The following is a 14855-nucleotide window of genomic DNA, read 5'->3' as shown; positions in this document are numbered from 1 at the left end:
CGGGTACAGGCTTCATACCGGCACCACAATGCTACCGCCCTGCAATTTTCCATGGCATATGCATACCTATGATGGAACCGGCAATAAGCAGCAAACCCAACCACTGATACCCGCTCACCGGCTCACCCAGCACAATAAAGGCCAGCAGCGCCGATACCGGTATCTGCAGGCAGGTAACGATAGCGCTTAAGCCTATGCCGATCACTGGCATGCCTTTGATATAGAGCAAGGTTGGCAATACCATACCGACTAATGCAAGGGCCCAACCCCAGCTCCATAAGATGCTGCTGTCGAAATGCCGCAGCAAGGCCGGTCCCCAAACCAGCGAAACAACCAGCAGGCAACCCATACCCAGGTATAAAGTCCGGCGCAAAGGCGCTTTACCGGTAACAATACGGCCCGAGCAATAAATAGAAGCCGTATTGGCAACGGCTGCCAGCAAGCCATAGACCATGCCTGCCGGAGCAATGGAAACACTGCTGCGAAACAGCACATTGGTGGCCAGCAAAGTGCCGGCGAGGATAACCACGGCTGCCACTATCTTCTTCAGCGAGGGAAAAGTACGCGCCGGCACAGCTTCCAGCACGATGCTCATCCATACTGATTGTGCCAGCAGCACAATGCTGACTGCTGCCGAACCGTAACGGACAGAAAGAATATAAAAGGTGCTGATCAGTCCTACGCATACGCCGTGCAGCATCACCTTCAGGATATCCTTTCCCGAAAAAGTATTTGACGGTCCCTTAGCAGGTCGTGGTAAAAGATTGAGCAGGACCAGGACCAGAAATCCTAATAATACCTGCGCAAAAGTGATCGAAGGCACATCGTAGCCCTCTTTCCTGGCCAGGCTAACGACCGTACTGAGCGATCCAAAACATATAGCACCGGCAACAACAAGTAATATACCGGTCAGGAATTCCTTTTTCATGATCGACGGTTTAACTGGTAAGCAAGCTTTAAGGTTGGCCTCGCACCTTCCTGCCGGTTCCTGGCTGCAGTTTCAAGGAATACCTTCAGCTCAGCCGCCAATCCTCCCGGAAAAACGTAGCTGACGCCAGGACCCAGGCCCAGGACCCTTTCCCGGGTATCTGCTACCTGGTAAGTTTCTTGATAGTAATGGGTATCGCCATGATAGGCATCTTGCCCCAGCTGCGTGAGGTAGTAGCCGGTAATGGCCGCACAGAAACCTTTGAACAATTGCTGCTCAACCGAGAAATTGACATTATAGAACATACCCGGGCGCTCGCCGGTACCGATCCTGTCAGAATTATAATTGATGTTGTGACGGTTGCTTATGCTGAGCCCTTTCGTCAGCCATAGCGTAAAAGCATAATAGGCCGTAATGGTGTATAACCTGGAGGAAGGATTAATATCGTAACGGATGTTGTAGCTGGCCAGCGGCACACTGAGATCGATCTCCGCACGATGCGCATAAGGCAATCCCAGCAACCTTTTGTTTGACCATTGGATCACAGGGCCGAAGATGAGACCGCCGGCAACACCCGGGTTAACTGAAGGCAGTACACTCTTTCCATCGCCTGTTGCGGTGAGCTTTACCAGAGGAAGCAGCAGGCTGAAAGCCAAATTTCCTCCCGCTACTTTTATCTTTGTTTCATGGATCAGCTGGTGCATAGCCAATAATGAACTCACCCGTACGGCGCCCGGCAGGCTATTCCCATAAGCATCGGCCACGCGCCTGGGCTGGTAGAGTTGTATATAATGCAGGTAGTACCATCCCGGACCGGGCGAAAAACCGTCCTGTATATTGGCCATACCCAGGTTGGTTGCCGGCAAAGACGGATCCTGGGCAGGAGCAAAACCGGCAGAAAGAAGGAGCAGCATCAGGATGGCGACTCGTCGGCAAAGAAACATAGGCGATCGTTTAAGGCTGTAAAATTACCGGCGGCTTGTAGCCGGAAAAATTAAGGTACCTTTAGATTTGTCCCTGCTATATATCCTTATGTTCGAAGGTATACTCGGTAACATTGCCAAACAGGTTATCTTAAGCCCCGACGAGGCCGCCTATTTCTGTTCCTTGCTGGAAGTAAAGAAGATAAAGAAAAGAATGCATCTTGTGAAATGCGGTGAGCTGTGCGACTATGAGGCCTATATCAACAAAGGCAGCTTCCGCACATTTTTTACCGACACGGAAGACATAGAGCACACGGTATATTTTGGCATCGAAGATTGGTGGATATCCGACCTTGCTAGCCGGATGTTTAAACGCCCCAGCCGCTATGAGATCATGGCGCTGGAGCACTCGGAAGTATTTCTTATCAGGGACGAGCAGCTGGAGACCTTTCTGAAAGCCGTTCCCCGTATGGAACATTTTTACCGGAAGCTGTTCCAGCGTTCCGTAGCCGTATACCAGGACCGCCTGCTGCAGGCGCACCAGTTGACTGCCGAAGAACGCTACCGAAGCTTCAGGCAGACTTACCCCGAGTTTGACCGGCGTATCCCACAGAAATATATTGCTTCCTTCCTAGGCATGACACCTGAATTTTTCAATACGGTACGCACACAGGTACTGAGAAAGGAGCAATAATACCGGAATAGAGTGCCCTTGTGCCTTATTGTCCTCAGGGAAAATGGATCACCGGCCGATGCGTCCCCGGAGGTGTACGGTAACCGTATCGCCAGCTTCTTTACCGATCAATTGGCGCAGCGCCGTCTTTACCGGCAGCTTGTGGCGTCCGTCGCCCAGCGCCATGAAGGCACTCTCAAAGGGCTGACCATTGATGGTTCCTTTCACCTTGACCAGGCCACGGGTACCAAAAAACGCAGCAGAATCGGGCCATACCAGGTAGGTCCAACCAGCTTTGCTCTCGCTTTTTTGCAGTACCGCGTTGAATTTACGGTCTAAGGGCCTAACAGGTCTGGCACTTGATGTTATGGTATTCATATGGATCGATATTTTCAAAAGTTATTAAAAACACCTGTCCAAAATTACGACCGGTAATACTATGTCCGGTGGTACTCCCGCGACGAATTAAGGGTCTTCTGCGACAAAATATGCTTACAGCTTGATATCGTTACGGCCTGCCCATCCGGCAATATCCTGTTTACTCAAAGCAGCGGCCATCAGATCAGGAAATTTATCGGGCGTACAGGCAAAGACCGGGACTCCGATCCCTGCCAGGAAAGCGGCGTTACCGTGATCATAAGCCGGCGCACCGTCATCATTCAAGGCCAGCAGGGTAACGATCTGTACCCCGCTGTTGACCAGCTCCAGAGCCTTTTTGCGCATCTCTTCCTGGTTACCGCCTTCGTACAGATCGGTAATGAGTACAAGCACGGTATCCAGCGGACGGCTGATGAGCTGCTGGCAATAGCTGAGGGCTTTATGAATGTCGGTACCACCACCCAGTTGTACGCCGAATAGCAGGTCCACAGGATCGTCCAGCTCCTCGGTAAGATCGGCTACGGCGGTATCGAATACCACCATGCGGGTCTGTATCGCAGGAATAGAAGCCATTACAGCGCCAAATATGCCCGAATAGATAACTGAAGAGCCCATCGATCCGCTTTGATCGATACACAGCACCACATCTTTCATGGCTTTCCGCTTGCGGCCGAAACCAACCCTTGTTTCGGGAATGATAGTGTTATATTCTGACTGGTAGTGCTTCAGGTTCCGGCGGATAGTCTCGCTCCAGTTGATCTCGTTGTGACGGGGCCTGAGGTTACGGACAGAGCGGTTCAGCGTCCCAGCGATGGCCTGTTGTGTGGGGCCCGAAAGCTTTCTGATAAGCTCGTCAACTACCGTCCTGACCACCTGCCGGGCAGTAGCCTTTGTTTTCTCCGGTATCATTTTCCCCAGCGTCATCAGGTTGGCTACCAGGTGCACATCGGGCACCACTGTTTCGAGCATTTCGGGCTCGGTAAGCATCGCCGTAAGGTTGAGGCGGTTCAGGGCATCCTGCTGGATCACCTTTACTACGGAGGCCGGGAAATACTCCCGCACATCGCCCAGCCAGCGGGCGACATTGGGAGAAGAGGGCCCCAGGCCGCCTTTCTTACCGGCATTGTACAAGGCTTCAAGTGTTTTATCGATGCCTGTTTCTTCCTTACTCAGCGAACAGGACAACTCTTCGTGCGTTTCTTTACCCAATATCAGCCGCCAGCGTTTTATGGCATCTTGTTCCATATTCTAATTGTTTTACAGACCCATCAACCGGGTCAATACAGGTAATATCCTTGCAGCGCGTGCTTCGTCGAAACCGGCAACAGTCAAGACATGCGTAGCGCCGGTTCCGGCATGACGGGCCCTGTCGGCAATCTTTCTTTTTTCGACATTGCCGTAGACCGAGAAAGTCCGGCGCAGCAAAGGCAGCACCGTAACAAACAGATCACCGTCCAGGGAAAGCACCCAGCTATGAACAATATGCCAGATCTTATCGTCCAGGATAAGCACGGTGGCCGCATCTTTGAGAAATCCTTCCAGCCATTGCGCGGCAAAAGCCGGTTCGCTGCCCGGCGACAAAGCCCGGCTGAACGCCTGCGCCGTCGCCGCTTCGTCCAACGTTCCGGCATCGTATAGTATCTTGCAGCAGCAGCCCTGAACTTCAGGCGCTGCCTGAGTTTGTCCTGTGATCGCAAAGACGGTATCCTTCCAGGCATCCTTCAGCACTGCGTCGTCCAGTAGGAGCACCGACTGGTTCACTTCCCTGATCTTATCGGCCAATACTGCTGCCTGCTCCTCATCGATACCTAAGCAGGTCATGGGCAGCCCTGCGGTGATACGATAGAAAACCGATTGCAGGATAATGTTCACGGTTTCAAGATCGGTACGGCGTACATTACCGTAGCGGCTTAGCTTTACCAGCGGGATAAAGGCCCCCATCAGCAGGCTCGTATCGGAAGTACCTGCCGCCAGCTCATCCATACGCTTCATAGCCATACGGATACCGCTGTGCAACCCTGCAGGCAGCGCCTTACTTACCAGACCGGTGATCTCGTCCAGGCGGGTACATTGCACGGCAGCATGCTCCAGGTAAGCATTGGCCGCAAAACCGATCGTATTGCCCCAGGGCGCCTTCTCCAGTAGTTGGATGGTCAACTCGGGGAACCAGCATAAAGTCCATTCTTCTTTGAAGGTGCCTTTCCCACTGGTATACTGCGTTTGTCCCCAGCCTATGTTCAGCAGCAGCAGCCGGTGTAGCAGCACACTCTTTTGCAGGTCCTGGTCTTCACGCAGGTCAAGCTTAAGGCTTCTGGGCTCGTTGCTGATCTTAAGCCGCAGCTTTTTGGCTTGTTGCTCAAAGTCCCGTTGCAGCGGCACCTGAGGAGTGCCTTCGGGTACGGCGCCCATATCGTGGCCTACGATCAGCTCTTTCCGTATCAATTGCATCGGTATGTTGTCACCCATGCACATAACTGCCTGTGTGGCTTCGTTGAATTCCTTAAGCCCGGGTCGCGCTATCCCGCGAAGCGCAGCCAGTGCCTGGGATAGCCGTACGGCTTCTATGATATGCGCAGCAGAAACATCCACCTGGTTGCGCCGGAATACCCTGGCCGTATGCGCCAGCCATACCGCGCCATTATCTTCGGGATGGGTCCAGTGATGCTGGTACCAGCCGGGCGATTCCAGGCCTGCGCCATAGCCGCTTTCAAAAGACAGCCGGTCATTGGTCCAGGGGATCCAGGTAGTCTCTATTTTTATTTTGGGCAGGCCTTTCAGCAAAGCATCATCTTCTTTTTGCGCGGGCATATTGCTTAACGCCGGCACGTGCCAGGCGCCGCAGACCACGACAATATCGGCGTACATTTCCTTCTGCGCCGTACGGATGGCACGCCGCATAAAGGCCTCTCTGATGACCTCGCGCCGGCTTTTTTCGGGCAGAAGATGGTCACGTAACGCGGTCATGGATTCGGTGACGGCATCAAATACGCCGGTTGCATGATGTGCTATCTCAAATTGCTGCTCCCACCATTCTTCCGCATCGTCAAAACCGGCAATATCGGCCAGCCAGGCAATGGGATTGCGGCGGATCGCAGCTACATCCTGTTCTTCTTCTTTTTCAGCGATTGCTTCGGGAACCGTCTCCTCTTCCCCGGCCGAAGGCGCTTCACCAGCTAGTTGATGCACCAACGGCATATCGATAAAACGCACCGGGATCTTATGCTCCAGGCCATAGCGTATCGCATTCCATTCGGGAGAAAAGGAAGTAAAAGGATAGAAGACGGCCTGCTGCGGCTGATCGGGCACATAGGCCAGCAAGGCCACAGGAGGCTTCATATCCTGATGGGCTACCCAGGAAAGCATTGCTTCGCCTTCGGGCGGCCCTTCTATCAGTATAATATCCGGCTTAAGGTCATGCAGCGCATCCAGCACATGCCGGGATGAGCCTGGTCCATGATGACGGATACCAAGTAAGTGAAGGGGCATGTTCTCATTTTTACAAGGTAAATATCAAGGCAGATTTCCGTTTAAACGATATCGCGACAGGCACGGTATATATCCTTCCAGCCGTCCCGCTGCTTCAATACGGTCTCCATGTATTCCTGGAAAACGATCTTATCCTGCACCGGATCCTTGATCACGGCTCCGATAAGGCCGCTGGCGATATCATCGGCCTTAAGGCTACCGTCGCCGAAATGGCAGGCCAGCGAAAGACCGCTGTTCATTACCGATATCGCCTCTGCAGTACTCAGCGTACCTGAAGGCGATTTCAGCTTCGTTTTGCCATCGGAAGATACGCCGTTACGCAGCTCGCGGAAGACCGTCACAATGCGCCGTATCTCTTCAAGGATAGGCTTTTCCACCGGCAGCTCCATGCTTTTACTATAGCTGGCTACCCGCTGTTGTACGATCTCCACTTCTTCTTCCATGGTATCGGGCACGGGCAGGATCACCGTATTGAACCGGCGCTTCAGCGCGCTGGAAAGGTCGTTCACACCCTTATCCCGGTTGTTTGCAGTAGCAATTATGTTAAAGCCCTTCACTGCCTGTACCTGGCTGTTCAACTCCGGGATGGGCAACATTTTTTCCGACAGTATCGTGATCAGCGTGTCCTGCACATCGGAACCAATGCGGGTAAGCTCTTCGATACGGACGATCTTGCCTTCCTTCATGCCACGCATCACCGGCGTTTCCACGATCGCATCCGGCACCGGCCCGGCAGACAGCAAACGGGCATAGTTCCAGCCGTAGCGCACCGATTCTTCACTGGTGCCGGCGGTACCCTGGATCACCATGGAAGAATCGCCTGAGACGGCGGCGGTCATGTGTTCCGACACCCAGGATTTAGCAGTACCCGGCAGCCCGTACAGGAGCAGGGCCCGGTCGGTAGTGAGCGTAGCCACGGCAATCTCCATAAGGCGGCGGTTACCAATATATTTCGGAGACACGGTAAAACCATTGTCCAGCTTACCACCGGTAAGGTAGGTCACCACGGCTTGCGGCGACAACTGCCAACGCTCCGGTCTTTTCAATTTATCCTGTTTCTTCAGCTCTTCCAGTTCTTCTGCAAATTGCTGCTCGGCCGAAAGGCGCAAAATGTTCTGTGACATATCGTATAGGGCGTTTTTAATCGATCATTTTTTTAAAGTCCATCTGACGCAGCATTTCCATGGCCTGCGCCTTAAAGTACCTGGCCTGGTAATCGTCACCGGGCTTGTCCTGGTGGCCTTTTAGCATATCATATACTTCCGGGGGCAAATGCAGGGCCAGCCGCTGGTATCCTTGCTGCTGGATTATGTAAGGCTGCCTGGAAAGCTGATCCAGCAAGGCTCCGGCAAGCGTTGTAGGTAAGGAGGTATAGTCGTCATCCAGCAAGTGATCCAACAGGGGCGCCACATGCTGCGCCGTAAGGAATGCCTCATAGAAGGCGACGCGGTCTCCGGCCGGCAAGGCATCCAGTAAGCGGATATCGGCGACCTTAGCCTGCAGCAAGGTTCGCGCCCAGGCGGCATTTCCAAACCGGACTACACTTTCGGTGAGATAAGGTTGCAGCGTGGCCGCTTCCTTATGCAGTAACAGTAAGTTGATCAGTTCCTGGTCGGTACTGTGCAAAGCCGCCGCCAACACTGCCGGATCAATGCAGGCGAGCAGCTGACCCAACAGGTACAAGCCATCGCTCACGCCTTTTTCAGAGCTGACTTTAGCGATACCCGTCTTAAAGATAGCCTCATCAGGCATGGCGGCCTCGTCAATCGCCAGTACTTTTTTCTTAGTAATCAGCAGGTGGCGTTCTTCTTTGATCCGGACCATGCGCAATACCTGGTCGAGATAGTGCCTGTTGATCGCCGAACCCTGTAGTTGTTGCAGCAGTGATAGGGCCAGTTCTTTTACCTTCTGGCTTTTATCTTTCAATAACTGCTCGAGGAGCGATTCATCCTGCAGCGAAAGACGGATACGGAGCACTTCGGTGAATGCCTGGCGCGCCGCGGCATTTTCCTGTCCTATTGATGCTGCCAGCAATTGTAATGCCGCCTGGGGGTCACGCTGTCTCAGACCGGTCAGGTATTCTTTCCTGCGTTCAAGGCTTCCGGTCTCCCATATATCTTCTTCGGGCACAGCATCTGCCAGCAAAACTGCCCAGTCTTCGTTCAGGCTGCACAGCCATTGCCCTGCCACGCCGCATACCTGTACTATGGACCTGGCCGTCTTACGTCGCTCTAGCGCCTTATCCAGCAGTGCGGGCGCCAGTGCTGAAGGCGCCACTTCATTTCTTTGATTACAGCGAAAGATAAGGTAGTGCAACAGCACTTCTTCCTTGCCCGACAAAGCCTGCTCCAGCAACATAGCCGTTCTTTTACCGGCGGGTTGCGCCGGTTCACCTGGGCAGGGAGGCAATGTGGCTGTCACCTCCTGCGGCGTGGCGCCACATTCCCGGTACAGCAGCGTAAGCGCAGCCAGCTTCAGGAACTGGTCTTCCTTACCATCGTTCTGCGCCGTTATACGGGCGCCTATATCTTCGAGCGCGGGTACCGGAAGCGGCATGTATTTATCGGTCCCCAGCAGACCGGCTTTCAGTATCTCTTGTTCGATCATGATACAAAACAGCTTTTATGATCCGACCATAATGTATGGAGGGCAAATCGTTCTTCTTCATAGATGCCAAAAGCCGAGCAGGGTTTCCCCTGGCTAAAAGCCAGCATGCGCCAGCATTCACCGGTAGTGTTGGCCAAGGGTATGGCCTGGTTCGCAGCATCTTTAAACCACCAGTGGCCCTCGTGCCGGGTGAGTGTGCCCCGGTTCAATATAAAGGGAAATTGGGTCAGGAAAGGATTCACGCTCAAGGCTCCGGATACCTGTTCATAGATTTGTGTAACCTCGCCGGCAACCTCGATATCGATCGGCTGCACGGAGAGCGACTGGTGGCTTTTGATCAGCGCACGCAATGGTGCAGCACCCGGAAAATAAGCGATCGCTGCCTGCAGCTGCATTCCCTTTACCCAAAGATGTTCCGGCGATTGGTTGCCGGCATAGAACTGCAGCAATAAGGCGTAACGCTTACTGTTATGACCGTATAGCCATACCCTTTCTGTGCGCAGCTGTTCTTCTTCGCTTAAGGTGATCGAGAGCACCGTCCAGGTATCTTCGACCGGCATAGTCTGCAATACCTCTTCCTTGCTTTGGGTCCAGCCGATAAGGGTCTGCAGCTCCTGCACCATTTCCGGAGGTAGCTGCTCCTTATGATCAAAGGCTTCTGTGATGAGGTAAATTTTAGACAGCCGCTTCAGCAATGCCAGCTGCCAGCCTTCGTGGAAAAAGTCGATGCGGTTGATCTGCCGCAGCTGGTTGGCCAATCCGCCGGCCTGCGCATCGACCATTCGCGCCGTTATGCTTTGGTTGAACCCGTAGATATCCTGGGGTACATTCATGATGCCCGTCCGTACAACATCTTTAAGCCAATAGCGCAATTCTTCGATGCCGGCCAGCACCTTTTTCTCACGAGCCTGTATCCGCTTTTCCTGAGCAGCCTCATCTACGGGTTTTTGTACCTTCTCGTCCTTTGCCGCTTCCCTGGCGCCCCGCCGGCTCAGCCATTCGGCCACCGTATCGGGCAGCGAAGCTTCCACTGTAAATACATCAGGTTGCTGCACGTAGAGCAGCATCAGGCCAAGACCATGTTTGCAGGGAAATTTACGGCTGGGACAGGAGCATTTGAAGGCAATATTATCCAGGTCGACCATGGTGCGGTAAGGAGTCTTGCCGCTGCCCTGGCAATCGCCCCATAAGGCCTTTTCATTAACGGCCTTCAACAACCATTTGGCATTGCTTGCCAATTGCTGTCCGGCCTTGGCTGCCGGGGTATCGGGAGCCATTTGCAGAATCTGCTCGGTACTATACTGCATAAAAGATGATAGGTATTGCCTGGCGAATATAACCGGTTTCCCTGATCCGGGGCAACAGAAGCACTTTAAATTTTTCCCAATAGTACCCGGTCACCGGCATAAAAAATCCCTCCCTAGAGGGGAGGGACGAAAACAGGGTAACCTTATTTTATTGTGGTTGATTTTGATAGTTAACCATCCAGTAAATGCCATAGCGGTCCTTGAAGCTGCCGAAATAAGCACCCCAGAAAGTGTCGCCGATAGGCATTTCCACTTTGCCACCTTCAGAAAGGCCATGGAACAGCTTGTCGGCCTCTTCGCGGCTCGAAGGCGCCAGTGAAATATGCACACCGTTGCCTTCAGTAAGCGTATGTCCCATCGAAGGCACAATGTCTGAAGCCATAAGCACGGTATGCTCGTCTACAGGCAGCGAGATGTGCATGATCCGGTTGCGTTCGTCTTCCGGGAGATTTTCGGTACCCGGGGCTTCGCTCATGCGGTGTACCGCCAGGAACTCGCCGCCAAAAACAGATTTGTAAAAGTTGAACGCTTCTTCGGTCTTACCGTCGAAGTTCAGATAGGGATTCATTTTTGCCATTTTAAAGAGGATTTTTATAACTGCAATTAACGCTTTTTACATCTAAAAAGGGATTAATTCCAGGCTAATTTTTCACAGACATGCCTGCCCGGCACGCCTGCATTGCGTCTGTATGGAAAACGGCGCCGGGAACATACAGCTACAAACACCTGTTTTTTATCCGGTTTAAAGGCTGCTGAAAACCTGCAACCGTGCAAAAACAATACACGACTTTCGCTGTTATACAGCAGCAAGAAAAATGGCTTGTCGACTGTTGCGCCACTCTTAACAGGGTGGCTTTGTGCTTGCGTAAACCACCCCAAAACCATGCCTATCATATTTGAACAGATCACGGCCTTGTTCCGGGGGGACGAGGCCGTGGGCCAACTAAAACCTGGCAGCGCCTATATGCTGCGCATTACCTATTTCAGAGCCACAGGCAAAGTACAGATCGCAATAATAGGACAAGACCATTTCCTGCTGTATCCATCGTGGTCGGCGCTGATGGAAGACTGGGCCCTTTCGGGGACTTTATATTAAGCACATCGCCCAAAATACCGCCTCCTGGTATTTACACCAGTCTTCTGCTGGCAGAAATTATCCGGATTCAAAATATACATAGATAAAAGCCGCTTAAAATCAGCGCCATTTACCTATAGGATTTTTAAAAAGGAACAACAATCTTTGTTTCAGGCTACCGGCAAAGCCTCTTCTTTTGCTATTCCCCAAAAACCAAACCAAAACCAATCGACTATGCATCCATTCCTATCCAGCAATGCCTGGCGCAGGCGCCACGGCACATTGCTCCTCCTTTCCAGCCTAACGCTAAGCGCCGCCCATGCGCAGTTTGACGGCGAGCATGCACTTTTTTACAATGCTTACGATCAGAAGCATTACGCCGTCGCTGCCATTGAAGGCAGAGACGAATACCTGATGGCCGGTACCGTGTTCAATTATGCCGGGGCAGCAAATAACAATGCTGTGCATTGGCTGCACTTTGATAACATAGGCAACCTGGTCGCTGCCAAAGTGGTCGATGATCCTGACTATGACCAGCGCCCTGTAGGCGTACACCTTTTCAATGGCAATTCGGTTACAGTTGCCGGAAGAGAAGGGCTCACCGGTGGACCCAATGGTATAGAGGTCATTACTCAGGACCTGGCCGGCAACTTGATGATGAGCACGGTGATCAATAGCGCCGACCCTTCGTATCCCAGTATGTACCCGCTTAGCAGCCTTAAGTACAGCGATGCCGAGCTGTTCATCTGCGGCTACGTAACCAATGGCGGTCCCGGTTCCACACCCGATCTCAGCACGCCAAAAGAAGGCTTTGTGCTGAAGTTTGATGTGAACGCCAATGCCGTGATCGATGTCCACTATTTTTCCAGTCCTGTCATATCTTCTTACGACTACGATATGGCTACCCGTATGAAGACCGTGAGCAGCGGCATCTGGGTAGGTGGTAGCGTCAATGGCGGCCCGATGATGAACCGGGTGATCGATCCGGCTACGCTTAATGACATTTATGCGGTTCATTTCGGTGTTCCTTATCCTTATGGCTACGAGAGCAGCTTCGACGTAGCAGAGGATTTGTCGACGGGTAATTTGTATGTCTTCGGAAATGTGTATGCCCATTACACACTACCCCAGCCTTCGGCCATGCCTATGTTCGTCCACATTACTGGCGTCAACAATGCGCTGGTGCCTTATCCCGGCAATAGCCGCTGGCAATTCAACAGCTATGATTATGCCTGGGGCATAAACGTGCTGCCCGATGCTTCGGCAGATCAGAATGTAATTCTTAATGGTTTTACCAGCAACCGCCGCTGCAACAGCTTTCCGGCGACTTCGATGAACAACATCAATCCTTTCCTTGCGATGCTGCAGCTCAGTATGGCTGGCGGCACCATTAATGTAAACCCCGTTTTCTGGAATACCATACTTTCCTTTAACGGCACAGGTAGCAGCTCGCTTACCAATTCCTATTTCAGCCTGGGCGGCTATCGTAGCAATAATGCCTGGACACCGGTAACAGCCGTACGCGATTACAGCGTGACCAAGGACATTGTTTTGTCAGCGCCGGTATGGAACACCGCTGCCAATACACTGAACATGAAATTTGTACGCACTACCGATAAAGGAGAGGTTACCGGTTGCCTGTGGACAAACGATTGCGGTATCAGCAGCTTCCTGCGGCCGGTAGGCATAGGCGGACCGCAATCCAATATGCCCTTCCCGTTCTATCAATCCGGCGCCAGCTATTCGGTCAATGATTTCTTTCCCGACTACGATGGCAATTGCTTCAACGGTGTATATAAGCCTACTGGTATCGATGAAGCCAAAGCGGCTGTAACTGCGACGCTGTACCCCAACCCAGCTACGCAGGTAATCCATCTCGAATGGCAGCAGGCTTATGGCCAGGCCAGGCTTTCAATAGTAGATGTTATGGGCAGGACCGTATTGCAGCAAACCATAGGCCATGAGGGCCACGCCACGGTGCCGGTGGGACAGCTGGCTCCGGGTGCTTATCACTATACACTTCAATTCGACCACACCCGGGCCAAAGGTATTTTTGTAAAGCAGTAAAAGCAGCGCAGGGCTTGCGATGCCGGAAGCTATTGCTGAACCTGGTTCAACTACAGGAGGGATATCTATCCCTCCTTTGCTTTTGCAGGGCAAACTTAAAACAGCAGGATATCGCAATCGCTGCAGGCCAACGTTTCCGGAAAGCGGCCGGGTCTTATCGGGCTATTGACCTAAACCAATTTAATCTCTAACCACAAAAAGACAGGCAACATGAAACGCATCGCTATCCTGACTAGCGTAGTGACCGGACTATGGCTTTCCGCATCAGCGCAAACCCCGCTCCCTTATTCCAGCAACTTCGACAACACCGCGCAAAAGGCCGGCTGGCAAGCCTTCCGGAAAGGCTACAACAGTGTTCACTCGTGGAAGTATCTTTCTGAAGCGCCCGACGGCGCTATCGTTCCGCCTTCGGCGCCCGATTGCTTATTCCATCAATACCCGATGGACGGCGTCGAGACACAACTGACCAACGACTGGTCGGTTTCGCCTTCCCTGAATTTGAGCACAGGAGCCAAGGTATCTTTCAAGATCAATGTCTACTCCATCATGGGCTTGCAGGCCGGCGACAGCATACAGCTGTACCTGCTCAAAGGTAGCGCCGACCCGGCAACTGCCACGGGAAAAGTGTTGCTGGCCAATCTCATTGGCCTGCACAGCAGCGCCAATCACAACTTCAGGGATACGAACAATATCGTTGTCCCACCGACTACCGGCCAGGCTTATCTTGCCTTTCATTACACTTCGTACCAGAACTGGTTTACCGCCGCAGTGGACAACTTTAATGTAAAGGCAACCACCACTTCGATCGACGAAACCGTTATGGACCGGGCTTCCTGGAAGATCTACCCCAATCCTGTACAACAAACCCTGCATTGGGAATATACCGGTAAAGAAAAGCTGGTATCGGATGAAGGACAGATCATAGACATAACGGGAAAGGTAAGAGCGGCTTTCTCCATCAAAGAGCAGAAGCATGACCTGCAACAGCTTGCCCCGGGTATGTACTTTCTAAAGTATGGCAAAGGCATGATGCCGTTTATCAAACAATAAACCTGCCATCCGGATAAAGCTTAAACAAGCCCGCATGATCTTGCGGGCTTGTTTGCATATAGCTGTGCACGGAAGTACGACAGGGATCAAGCAGAAAAGTTGAGGGAATGGAACAATTATTCAAAAGTCTCAGATCATGGCAAAAAGTGTTCGTTCTATGGGGAACATCAATGCTCAACATAGGACCGACTACACCGGAACTGTATCATGCTCATTGATGCGGGCGCCATAGAGGCCCTTAATGCTATGGGGACACAACCATGGGTTAGTTTAATAACATTGCCTGCAGGGACTAAGGTCTATAGCAAAAAAATAAGCAGCCCTGAAATTGTCCTATAGGGACAAAAGAGGTGTAGACAAA

General features: G+C 52.3%; 13 protein-coding genes. 4 read left to right on the top strand and 9 right to left on the bottom strand.

What is annotated here, in order from left to right; translation table 11 throughout:
- Positions 1 to 31: 31 nt before the first annotated feature.
- Positions 32 to 928 (bottom strand): EamA family transporter, encoded by an 897-nt coding sequence (locus DZK30_RS04545; protein ID WP_118972883.1) that lies wholly within the window; start codon positions 926 to 928, stop codon positions 32 to 34.
- Positions 925 to 1872 (bottom strand): SphA family protein, encoded by a 948-nt coding sequence (locus DZK30_RS04540; protein WP_118972882.1) that lies wholly within the window; start codon positions 1870 to 1872, stop codon positions 925 to 927. Before DZK30_RS04540 ends, DZK30_RS04545 begins: the two co-directional genes overlap by 4 nt.
- A gap of 88 nt (positions 1873 to 1960) precedes the next feature.
- Here DZK30_RS04540 and DZK30_RS04535 point away from each other — a divergent pair, with 88 nt between their 5' ends.
- The gene (locus tag DZK30_RS04535; RefSeq protein WP_118972881.1) at positions 1961 to 2545 is read left to right on the top strand and encodes a Crp/Fnr family transcriptional regulator; all 585 of its coding nucleotides are present in this window, start codon (positions 1961 to 1963) and stop codon (positions 2543 to 2545) included.
- A gap of 48 nt (positions 2546 to 2593) precedes the next feature.
- On the opposite strand, the gene DZK30_RS04530 is transcribed toward DZK30_RS04535, so the two are convergent.
- The 7 genes from DZK30_RS04530 to DZK30_RS04500 all read right to left on the bottom strand — a co-directional run bounded on the left by DZK30_RS04530 (position 2594) and on the right by DZK30_RS04500 (position 10870).
- Positions 2594 to 2902, bottom strand: coding sequence for a DUF1905 domain-containing protein (locus DZK30_RS04530; protein WP_118972880.1), 309 nt, complete (start codon positions 2900 to 2902; stop codon positions 2594 to 2596).
- A 114-nt stretch (positions 2903 to 3016) separates the two neighbouring features.
- A complete protein-coding gene (locus tag DZK30_RS04525; RefSeq protein ID WP_118972879.1) occupies positions 3017 to 4147 on the bottom strand; it encodes a VWA domain-containing protein in 1131 nt (376 codons plus the stop codon).
- Positions 4148 to 4159: 12 nt separating this feature from the next.
- Entirely contained in the window at positions 4160 to 6388 is a 2229-nt protein-coding gene (locus tag DZK30_RS04520) for a DUF5682 family protein (protein ID WP_118972878.1), read from the bottom strand.
- 41 nt (positions 6389 to 6429) lie between these two features.
- Complete coding sequence (locus tag DZK30_RS04515) at positions 6430 to 7512, bottom strand: ATP-binding protein (RefSeq protein WP_118972877.1); 1083 nt, start codon at positions 7510 to 7512, stop codon at positions 6430 to 6432.
- 16 nt (positions 7513 to 7528) lie between these two features.
- Entirely contained in the window at positions 7529 to 8995 is a 1467-nt protein-coding gene (locus DZK30_RS04510; RefSeq protein WP_118972876.1) for a DUF5691 domain-containing protein, read from the bottom strand.
- On the bottom strand, positions 8992 to 10302 hold the full coding sequence (locus DZK30_RS04505) for an SWIM zinc finger family protein (protein WP_118972875.1): 1311 nt from the start codon (positions 10300 to 10302) through the stop codon (positions 8992 to 8994). Before DZK30_RS04505 ends, DZK30_RS04510 begins: the two co-directional genes overlap by 4 nt.
- A gap of 148 nt (positions 10303 to 10450) precedes the next feature.
- Entirely contained in the window at positions 10451 to 10870 is a 420-nt protein-coding gene (locus tag DZK30_RS04500) for a VOC family protein (protein ID WP_240432852.1), read from the bottom strand.
- A gap of 315 nt (positions 10871 to 11185) precedes the next feature.
- Here DZK30_RS04500 and DZK30_RS04495 point away from each other — a divergent pair, with 315 nt between their 5' ends.
- The 3 genes from DZK30_RS04495 to DZK30_RS04485 all read left to right on the top strand — a co-directional run bounded on the left by DZK30_RS04495 (position 11186) and on the right by DZK30_RS04485 (position 14494).
- Positions 11186 to 11398: a hypothetical protein gene (locus DZK30_RS04495; protein WP_118972873.1), complete on the top strand. Its 213-nt coding sequence runs from the start codon at positions 11186 to 11188 to the stop codon at positions 11396 to 11398.
- Positions 11399 to 11611: 213 nt separating this feature from the next.
- A complete protein-coding gene (locus DZK30_RS04490) occupies positions 11612 to 13444 on the top strand; it encodes a T9SS type A sorting domain-containing protein (RefSeq protein ID WP_162902838.1) in 1833 nt (610 codons plus the stop codon).
- Positions 13445 to 13654: 210 nt separating this feature from the next.
- Entirely contained in the window at positions 13655 to 14494 is an 840-nt protein-coding gene (locus DZK30_RS04485; RefSeq protein WP_118972871.1) for a T9SS-dependent choice-of-anchor J family protein, read from the top strand.
- Positions 14495 to 14855 lie beyond the last annotated feature (361 nt).

Origin of the sequence: Taibaiella koreensis (genome assembly GCF_003545715.1) — a bacterium.
Classification (GTDB): Bacteria; Bacteroidota; Bacteroidia; order Chitinophagales; family Chitinophagaceae; genus Taibaiella; species Taibaiella koreensis.
This window is presented reverse-complemented; position numbering and strand designations above follow the sequence as displayed.

What these genes read in the sequence shown, in the direction of transcription:
- DZK30_RS04505 (WP_118972875.1), bottom strand. Translation starts at nt 10,302, where the DNA reads ATGCAGTATAGTACCGAGCAGATTCTGCAAATGGCTCCCGATACCCCG.
- DZK30_RS04490 (WP_162902838.1), top strand. Translation starts at nt 11,612, where the DNA reads ATGCATCCATTCCTATCCAGCAATGCCTGGCGCAGGCGCCACGGCACA.
- DZK30_RS04515 (WP_118972877.1), bottom strand. Translation starts at nt 7,512, where the DNA reads ATGTCACAGAACATTTTGCGCCTTTCGGCCGAGCAGCAATTTGCAGAA.
- DZK30_RS04545 (WP_118972883.1), bottom strand. Translation starts at nt 928, where the DNA reads ATGAAAAAGGAATTCCTGACCGGTATATTACTTGTTGTTGCCGGTGCT.
- DZK30_RS04525 (WP_118972879.1), bottom strand. Translation starts at nt 4,147, where the DNA reads ATGGAACAAGATGCCATAAAACGCTGGCGGCTGATATTGGGTAAAGAA.
- DZK30_RS04540 (WP_118972882.1), bottom strand. Translation starts at nt 1,872, where the DNA reads ATGTTTCTTTGCCGACGAGTCGCCATCCTGATGCTGCTCCTTCTTTCT.
- DZK30_RS04530 (WP_118972880.1), bottom strand. Translation starts at nt 2,902, where the DNA reads ATGAATACCATAACATCAAGTGCCAGACCTGTTAGGCCCTTAGACCGT.
- DZK30_RS04510 (WP_118972876.1), bottom strand. Translation starts at nt 8,995, where the DNA reads ATGATCGAACAAGAGATACTGAAAGCCGGTCTGCTGGGGACCGATAAA.
- DZK30_RS04485 (WP_118972871.1), top strand. Translation starts at nt 13,655, where the DNA reads ATGAAACGCATCGCTATCCTGACTAGCGTAGTGACCGGACTATGGCTT.
- DZK30_RS04500 (WP_240432852.1), bottom strand. Translation starts at nt 10,870, where the DNA reads ATGAATCCCTATCTGAACTTCGACGGTAAGACCGAAGAAGCGTTCAAC.
- DZK30_RS04520 (WP_118972878.1), bottom strand. Translation starts at nt 6,388, where the DNA reads ATGCCCCTTCACTTACTTGGTATCCGTCATCATGGACCAGGCTCATCC.
- DZK30_RS04535 (WP_118972881.1), top strand. Translation starts at nt 1,961, where the DNA reads ATGTTCGAAGGTATACTCGGTAACATTGCCAAACAGGTTATCTTAAGC.
- DZK30_RS04495 (WP_118972873.1), top strand. Translation starts at nt 11,186, where the DNA reads ATGCCTATCATATTTGAACAGATCACGGCCTTGTTCCGGGGGGACGAG.